Source organism: Nonomuraea mesophila, assembly GCF_004352805.1.
In the GTDB taxonomy this organism is placed as follows: domain Bacteria; phylum Actinomycetota; class Actinomycetes; order Streptosporangiales; family Streptosporangiaceae; genus Nonomuraea; species Nonomuraea longispora.
Map to the genome: position 1 here is coordinate 1 of NZ_SMLD01000270.1, position 7,955 is coordinate 7,955.

A 7,955-nucleotide genomic window follows, 5' to 3' on the forward strand; every position below is an offset into this window, starting at 1 on the left:
CCCCCACCACCTGCCCACGTGAATCGGCCCCCAGAACACCGCAACACGCCTTCCGCGGAAACCGGCACTCACAACGCCGCCCCGCCCTCCCCACCCGAACCGGCGCTCAGAACGCCGCAACCTAGCTGTCCGCCCGAGCCGGCGCCCGTAACGTCACCACGCACCTGCTGGCCGGGCGGTCGCTCGTGCCGCCGGGCCGGCAGGTGCGTGGTGGGACGCCGGCCGGGCGGTGGGACGCCTGGCGGAGCAGGGGGAAGACCACGACGCGCGGCCTCACCGCCGCGCCGGCCGGGGCCGGGGAGTGGGTACGAGGGGCCGCTGGGCGGTCAGCGGGCCCAGGGCGGGACGGTACGTTCCGTGCCCTTGGGGGCCAGGTCGCAGGCGTCCGGTTCCGACACGCCCCCAGGGTTGTAGACGCGGGCCCCCGCGGGCGCGGCGACGATGGAGACGAACCCGCGCCCGGAGTCGGCGAACATCTGCCTGCTCACGTCGGCGGGCAACACCATGGTGTCCCCCGGGCCGACTTCGTACCGCTCGCCACCGAGCTCGACGACGGCCGCGCCGTCGAGCCAGGTCCACACCAGTTCGGTGTCGAACGCGTGCACCGGCCCCACCATGCCGGGATGGGCCTCCACCCGCCACACGGCCTGCCCGGCCTCTCCCTGCGAGGGGGAGGCGAGCGTGGTCATGACGCCGTTGGGCGTCTCGATCCTGCGGGAATCAGCGGACTGGACAACAGCCATGGTGATCTTCCTCCTCAGACGATCCACGGCGGAACGCCGTAGTCGGCGCCGTCCTCAGCCAGAGCCCTGGCGCCCGCCGGGGCGGTGACGACGGCGGTGTAGCCGCTGCCGGGATCGGCGAGCACGCGCCGCACCGTGCGCGGGGGCATGACGACGGTGTCGCCCGCCGCGACCTCGAACCGGTCACCGCCCAGTTCGACCACGGCCGCTCCGGCCGTCCAGCTCCACACCTGTTCGCTGTCGAAGTCATGGACGGGCCCAGCCTTGCCCGGTCCGACGTCCACGCGCCACATCGCCCGCGAGGCCCCTCCCTGCGCCGGCGAGGCGAACGTCGTCATGACCCCTCCAGGGGTCTGCGTCCGCCGCGCCTCGGCGTCACGAATGACAGTCACGCCCTGAACCTCCTAAGATAGGCAACCGATTTGTCCATATAGTCAATCAGGTTGTCTATCATGTCAAGTGACGCCCCTGGCTTCGAACTTCCGCTCCGCCTGCTGCTCGCCTTCAGGATGCTGATCGACGAACTGCACGCCGAGCTGGCCCGCCAAGGTCACCCTGACCTGCGGCCCATGCACGGGTTCGTCATGCAGGCGATCGGCCCGCGCGGCACCACCGCCGTCGAACTGGGCCGCATGCTCGGCGTCTCCAAACAGGCCGCGGGCAAGACCATCGACACCCTCGAACGCGTCGGCTACGTCGAAAGGACCACCGACTCCCACGACACCCGGCGCAAGATCGCCCGGCTCACGCCGTACGGGATGGACGCGCTGACCCGCTCGGCCCGCATCTTCGACGACCTGCGCGCCCGCTGGGCGGACGAACTCGGCGCGGACCGGCTGCACGCCCTCGAAGCCGACCTGCGCAAGCTCACCCCGGACGGCCTCTGGCGCCTGGACACCCCCGGCTGGTTCGGCTCGCTCTGACCAGCAGGCCCGGCGCCGGGGCACCGCCTGCCCGCTCGGGACGACGCCGCGTTCGAGCGGGCAGGATCAATACCTTCTAGGCGGCGAGCTGCAGGCCCAGGCTGGTCAGGTTCGTACGGGCCCAGTCCAGCTCGTCGGCGAGCAGCGACACCAGCGCCCCCGGCCCCTTGGCCCGCCCAGGCACCATCAGGTTGTGCGTTTCCACCTCGATGTGCGCGCTCCCGCTGACCGTCCCCGACAACATCGCCGTCAGCGTGTCGTGCAACACGGCGCCCGTGCTGCGCGGCGTCTCTCCCGTGTGGCTGTGGACGTGCCCCAGCTTGACCACCGGCGCGCCGGCCTCGGCCAGCCCCTTGAGCGCCACGCCCGCCTCCTCCGCGCCGCCGGCCAGGTGGCAGGCGTCGAGGCACACGCCCAGGTGCTCGGAGTCGATGCCGCCCACCCGCTCCAGCGCCTGCTCGGTCGTCTCCAGCACGCACCCGGGCCACGGCTCGAACCCGACCCTGATGGTCTTGCCGGTCACGCTGTGGATGCCGCGCAGCTCGCGCGCCAGACGTTCGAGCCGGCGGGTGGCGATGGAGTGCAGGTCGGCGGGCCAGTCGCGGCGCCACCCGATCGGTATCGTCGAAATGCTCCCGAACCGTACGTCTTCGGGAAGCAGGAACGCCAGGATCTTGGCCAGCGCCATCGTGTAGCGGTAGCGCTCGGGCTTGGCCCAGTCGGGGCCGGGCACTTCCTGGTTGCGTCCCCCCGTGCCGTTGAGGCTGACGACCTCGAGGCCGCGCTCCTCCAGGGAGCGGCGCAGGCGTACGAGCTCGATGCGGTCGGCCGTGAGGTGGTCGGCGACGGCCGGCGACAACCACAGCCCGATGCCCATCCGCTCGACCCCCAGCCGCTTGCGCACCGGCACGGCGTAGCGGGTCAGATGGGCGATCAGGTTCTCCAGGTCCTCAGCGGGGTGGACGCCTGCGTTGTAGGCGAGGTGAACGAGCGTTCCGTCATCGTGACGCAGGCGCATCGGTTTCCTCCAGGCTTGCGTTGTGTCTTCCCGTCGCCCGCCTTGGACGTGCGAACCCGGTGAGCATGCCTGCTTTCGGGTGGCGAGCGCGTCCGCCCTGAGTTGACTTCGTACTACTCCCGTGGGAGCAGTACCACCAAGGCGAAGCTCTACACAGTGTAGTACTACTTTCCGTGGTGAAACACCTCGGCGCTGAAGAATCAGGCAACGGCCGCGTCCGGCGGAGCTCTCGACGACCGGATCCCGCGGGGAACGTCATGCTAGAGGTGCGAGCTGCCCCACGGGCCGGATCGACGAATTCGCGGCCCGCTGGACGGTTCATCATGCCGCTGAGCGCCTGCTGCCCACTTCAGGACAAACCGACACCAGAGCCTCCCTCACAAGCCCGCAGACAGCAACTCAGCCACGCAGGGCGGGCACGTACGCGACCCGGCGCTCCCCTCCGACGGCCGGGCGGGCGAACCGAACCGGCCCGAAGCGGGCAGCGAATGGCCTCGTAACCGGGCACACGAAGCGCCGACACTCGGCGGGCTGGTCCTGCCGTGGGAAAGGCTGATCGATCGTGAGTGAACGTGTGCGCGTGGCCGTGCTGGCGGGCGGGCCGTCGGCCGAGCATGAGGTGTCGCTGCAGTCGGCTCAGGCCGTGCTCGACGCTCTGCCCGCAGATCTGTACGAGCCCGTCGCCGTCATCATCGACCGGCGGGGCAGATGGCCCGTGGAACTACGGCCCGATCTGGCGGACGTGGTCTTCCCCGTGCTGCACGGGCCGTTCGGGGAGGACGGCGTCGTGCAGGGGCTCCTGGAGACGCTGGGCATCCCGTACGTCGGCTGCGGCGTGCTGGCCTCGGCCGTGGGCATGAACAAGGTCGCGATGCGGCGCGCGTTCATGGCGGAGGACATTCCGGTCACTCCCCATGTGTGGTTCACCGAGCATGAGTGGCGCAGCACCACCGCCCCCTGGGATCTGGTGAAGTCGCTGCACTGGCCGATGTACGTCAAACCGGCCGGCATGGGCTCCTCCATCGGCGTCTCGCGTGTCACCTCCATGGAGGAACTGCGCGCGGGCGTGGACCTGGCGCTGACCTACGACGGCATGATCGTCGTCGAACAGGGCGTGACGGCCCGCGAGATCATCTGCGGCGTGCTCGGCGGCCATGACGCGCCGGACGTCTCGGTGCCCGGCGAGCTCATCGTGCCCGGCGACTGGCTCGACTACGAGGCGAAATACCTCAGCGGAGCCGAGATCGCCACCATCCCCGCCGCGCTGCCGGAGCGCGTGACCGAGGACATGCGCGAGCTGGCCCTGCGCGCGTACCGGGCGATCGGCGGCTACGGCCTGTCCCGTGTCGACTTCCTCTACGAGGAGGGCACCGGACGCCTGTACGTGCTGGAGATCAACACAATGCCCGGCTTCACCCCCCGTTCCGTCTACGCCAGGACCTGGGCCGCCAGCGGGGTCCCGTACCCGGACCTGCTGCGCCGCCTCATCGACCTGGCGTTCGCCAGGAGCCGCTCGTGATCCCCATGACGCTGGACGAGATCGCGCGGGTCGTCGGCGCGAGCCTGCATGACGTGCCCGACCCGCAGGCGACGGTGACGGCGCCCTCGGCGGTCGACTCCCGCGAGGTGCTGCCCGGCGGCCTGTTCGCCGCGACGGCCGGCGCCAACGTCGACGGTCACGATCACGCGGCCGGCGCCGTCGCGGGCGGCGCCGTCGCCGTGCTGGCCTCGAGGCCCGTCGGCGTGCCCGCCCTCGTGGTCGAGGACGTCCAGGTCGCGCTCGGCCTGCTGGCCAGGCACCTGCTCGACCGCATCGGCCCAGCCGTGATCGGCGTGACCGGCTCGGTGGGCAAGACCACGACCAAGGACCTGCTGGCCCAGGTGCTCGAACGGCACGCCGCGACGGTCGCCACCGACAGGTCGTTCAACAACGAGCTCGGACTGCCGCTGACCGTGCTGCGCGCCGATGCCGCCACCCGGTACCTGGTGCTGGAGATGGGCGCGGGCAGGAAGGGCGACCTGACGTATCTGACCGGGCTCGCGCCGCCGCAGGTAGGGCTGGTGCTCAACGTCGGCACCGCGCACGTGGAGCGCATGGGAGCCGGGCCCGCCGACGTGGCCGAGGCCAAGGGCGAGCTGGTCGAGGCGCTTCCGGCGGACGGGTTCGCGCTGCTCAACGCCGACGACCCGTACGTCAGGGGCATGGCGGGCCGTACGAGGGCGCAGGTCCTGTGGTGGGGCCGGTCGGCGGAGGCGCAGGTGCGAGCCCGGAACGTACGGATGACCGCCGGGGCGCGGACCGCGTTCGAGCTGGTGACGCCCTCCGGCCGCGCCCCGGTCGAGCTCGGCCTCATAGGTGAGCACCAGGTGGACAACGCCGTGGCCGCCGCCGCCGTCGCCACCGTACTGGGCCTGGAAGCCGCCCGGATCGCCGACGGGCTGAGCGCGGCACGGCGGCGTTCAGCGGGCCGGTTGGAAGTCGCCGAACGACCCGACGGCGTCACCATCGTCAACGACGCCTACAACGCCAGCCCGGAATCCATGCGGGCCGGGCTTCGGGCGGTGAAAGCGCTGGCCGGCGCCCGTCGTACCGTCGCCGTGCTCGGCGCGATGGGGCAGCAGGCGCACGCCTCGCGCGCCCGGCACGCGGAGACGGGCCGGCTGGTCGCCGGCCTCCGCTTCGACGTGCTGATCGCGGTCGGAGCAGGGGATCCACTCGCGATGGCGCAGGCGGCACAGTCGTCGAACCCGGAGATGGCCGTCCACACCGTCGAGGACGTGGCCGCAGCCGTCAGCCTGGCCACCGCGCTGCTCGAACCTGGAGACGTGGTGTTCGTCAAGGCCTCCAGCGAGATCGGGCTCGGTGCGTGCGCCCGCGCGCTGGCCGGCGCCTGACCGGTCGTGGGGCCGGAGGGCTGGGCAGCTTCCGGCCTTCAGAGTGAGCAGGCACCGCGTCTAGCCTGCCGGCACGAGCTGGAGAAACGGGGTTTTCATGCGCACTATCGGTCTCATCGGCGGATTGAGCTGGGAATCGACGGTCATCTACTACCAGATCATCAACCAGCGGGTACGCGAGCGACTCGGCGGCAGCCATTCCGCCAACAGCCTCATCTGGTCGGTCGACTATACGACCGTCGAGGACCTCATCTTCGCCGGCCGCTGGGACGAGGTGAGCACGATGCTGACCGGTGCCGGCGGGCAACTGGCGGATCTCGGCGCCGACCTGCTGCTCATCTGCAGCAACACCTTCAGCCGGGTGAGCGACGACGTGGAGCGGGCCGTGAACGTGCCCGTGCTGCACATCGCCGACGCGGTGGGCGCCGAGATCCGCGCCAGGGGCATGCGCAAGGTCGGCCTGCTGGGCACCCGGTTCACCATGGAGCAGCCCTTCTACCGGGACCGGCTGGCCGCCCACGGCTTCGACGTGGTCGTCCCCCGGCGTGAGCAGCGCGAACTGGTCCATAGCGTGATCTTCGACGAACTGGTGCGCGGGGTGCTCCGGGAGTCGTCCAGGGACGCGTACGCCCAGATCATCGACGCTCTCGCGGACGACGGCGCCGAAGCCGTCGTCCTCGGCTGCACTGAGATCGAGCTGCTGGTCGGCGAGAAGGACGGCGCCATCCCGGTGCTGCCGAGCGCCCGGCTGCACGCGCAGGCGGCGGCCGCCTACGCGCTCGCCGACTGATCGCGTACGGCGTGGCCACGACGCGGCGGGTCAGGTGGACCGGGACGCCGGCGCGCCAGGGCCGTACAGTTCCCGCTGCCACAGGACGGCGCAGACCCGTTCGACGCCGCCCGCCAGGTGACGGCGGTAGGTGGTGAACGGCAGGCCGAGCCGTTCCGCGGCCAGCACCTGGGTGGGAGTCCCGCGGAGGAACGTGACGGACAGCGCCCGGTGAAACTTGACCGCGCGCGGATCCTCCCGCAACTCCTCGATCGCCTCGCGGAGCACGTCGCCCAGCGCCACGGCGGGATCCTGCCCGGCCCGCTCGGCGATCAGCCTGGTGCGCGCCAGCGGGGAGGCGGCCAGCGCATCCGGCCGCGACAACCGGCGCAGCGCCTTGCGCACCGCCTCGGCGAACTGCGCCTGCGACAACACCTCCAGTTCCGCCGTGGCGGCGCTCGGGCCGCCGGGCGGGGCCGCGGCGGGCGGGCGGTTCATGCGCTCCAGCCAGGCCTGCGCCGGCACCGCGCGCCAGTCGTGGACGAACAGGGTGTAGGAGTCCTCGCCCAGCCGCGGCTGTTCGGAGAGGGTACGCATCCCGTAATGCCGTAGTTCCTCCGCCCATGCCCGATCCGGCTGCCGTAGCGCGATGGAGGACCATGCCATGCGCTCGGCCCGCAGACAGTTGGCGATCATCCGCCACCGGATCGCCTCCGGCAGCGGCGCGTGCTCGCGGTACGGCGGCAGCACCCACACCCGGCCGACCGCCACGTGTTCACCGGCGCGCAACGGCGTGGTGGCCCGCGCGTGCGTCCACGCCGCTGCCACGACGGGATCGGCCGCAAGCTCTCCCTCGTCGAGCTGCTCCAGGCGCAGCCAGGCGGAGAACGCGACGAGCTCGCCGGTTCCGCTCCGCCGGTACATCCGGAACGCCTCCGGCTGCCGCTCCGCCCAGAAGGCGGCGCACCTCGCGGACACCGCGCCCTCCGCCGCCGTCGCCACCTGGACCAGCGTGCCGACGTCCTCCGGCCGTACCGGCTCCTCCTGGAACTCCTCCTCGCGGCAGCGGTGCGAACCGGCCGGGGCTCCGTGACGCAGGTGGAGCAGCGCCGCCACCGCGCCGGGTACGTCCACGTCGTTCGCCGTACGCACCCTGTCCGCCAGGTGGGCGTGGATGCGGTCGTGCATCGCCGCGTACCCCTCCGGGTCGCGCCAGCGCAGGTCCGCCTCCACCACCTGGCGCACCACGTCATGAGGGAACAACCCGAGACCGCACGACTGCACGAACGGCAGCCGCCGCAACCACTGGAACAACGCCGCGGCGTCCTGCGGCAGGGCCGCCCGCAGCAGATCCTCCGTCGTCGTGTGCGCATGCGCGCAGACCTCCAGAGCCTGCCGGTGCGCCGCCGACGGCAGCTCGCCCACCAGCTCATCCAGCAACGTGCCCACCACGCCTTGATCCGGTGTCCACCTGCCGGCCCCGCCGTCCTTCACCGCCACGGCCGCGCCCAGCAGCAGCGCCAACGGATGACCGCCGGCGAAGGCCAGCAGCGGCTCGCGCGACTCGGCCGGCACCCCTCGGGAGTCCAGCAGCGCCCGCGCGTCAT

General features: G+C 71.8%; 8 protein-coding genes. 4 read left to right on the forward strand and 4 right to left on the reverse strand.

The annotated features are described in order from the left end of the window. Positions 1-326 precede the first annotated feature (326 nt). The gene (locus tag E1295_RS45840) at positions 327-743 is read right to left on the reverse strand and encodes a cupin domain-containing protein (RefSeq protein WP_132641337.1); all 417 of its coding nucleotides are present in this window, start codon (positions 741-743) and stop codon (positions 327-329) included. A gap of 14 nt (positions 744-757) precedes the next feature. Then, positions 758-1,135, reverse strand: a complete 378-nt coding sequence (locus E1295_RS45845; RefSeq protein WP_132641339.1) for a cupin domain-containing protein — start codon at positions 1,133-1,135, stop codon at positions 758-760. Between the two features lie 60 nt (positions 1,136-1,195). Here E1295_RS45845 and E1295_RS45850 point away from each other — a divergent pair, with 60 nt between their 5' ends. Then, complete coding sequence (locus E1295_RS45850; protein WP_181958149.1) at positions 1,196-1,666, forward strand: MarR family winged helix-turn-helix transcriptional regulator; 471 nt, start codon at positions 1,196-1,198, stop codon at positions 1,664-1,666. Positions 1,667-1,742: 76 nt separating this feature from the next. Here E1295_RS45850 and E1295_RS45855 read toward each other — a convergent pair whose 3' ends face one another. Next, on the reverse strand, positions 1,743-2,684 hold the full coding sequence (locus tag E1295_RS45855) for a TIM barrel protein (RefSeq protein ID WP_132641341.1): 942 nt from the start codon (positions 2,682-2,684) through the stop codon (positions 1,743-1,745). A 562-nt stretch (positions 2,685-3,246) separates the two neighbouring features. Between E1295_RS45855 and E1295_RS45860 the strand changes: the two genes are divergently transcribed. The 3 genes from E1295_RS45860 (at position 3,247) to E1295_RS45870 (ending at position 6,369) form a co-directional block, all read left to right on the forward strand. Beyond that, positions 3,247-4,203, forward strand: a complete 957-nt coding sequence (locus tag E1295_RS45860; protein ID WP_132641343.1) for a D-alanine--D-alanine ligase family protein — start codon at positions 3,247-3,249, stop codon at positions 4,201-4,203. After that, positions 4,200-5,579 carry a UDP-N-acetylmuramoyl-tripeptide--D-alanyl-D-alanine ligase gene (locus tag E1295_RS45865; RefSeq protein WP_132641345.1) on the forward strand — a complete coding sequence of 460 codons (1,380 nt, stop codon included), beginning with the start codon at positions 4,200-4,202 and terminating at the stop codon, positions 5,577-5,579. The genes E1295_RS45860 and E1295_RS45865 overlap by 4 nt, the downstream gene beginning before the upstream one ends. A gap of 97 nt (positions 5,580-5,676) precedes the next feature. Beyond that, positions 5,677-6,369, forward strand: a complete 693-nt coding sequence (locus E1295_RS45870) for an aspartate/glutamate racemase family protein (protein ID WP_132641347.1) — start codon at positions 5,677-5,679, stop codon at positions 6,367-6,369. A 30-nt stretch (positions 6,370-6,399) separates the two neighbouring features. Here the strand turns inward: E1295_RS45870 and E1295_RS49500 are convergent. Beyond that, the coding region (locus tag E1295_RS49500) for an ATP-binding protein (protein ID WP_166427749.1) at positions 6,400-7,955 on the reverse strand (1,556 nt) is incomplete at its 5' end.

What these genes read in the sequence shown, in the direction of transcription:
- E1295_RS45855 (WP_132641341.1), bottom strand. Translation starts at nt 2,684, where the DNA reads ATGCGCCTGCGTCACGATGACGGAACGCTCGTTCACCTCGCCTACAAC.
- E1295_RS45850 (WP_181958149.1), top strand. Translation starts at nt 1,196, where the DNA reads ATGTCAAGTGACGCCCCTGGCTTCGAACTTCCGCTCCGCCTGCTGCTC.
- E1295_RS45840 (WP_132641337.1), bottom strand. Translation starts at nt 743, where the DNA reads ATGGCTGTTGTCCAGTCCGCTGATTCCCGCAGGATCGAGACGCCCAAC.
- E1295_RS45870 (WP_132641347.1), top strand. Translation starts at nt 5,677, where the DNA reads ATGCGCACTATCGGTCTCATCGGCGGATTGAGCTGGGAATCGACGGTC.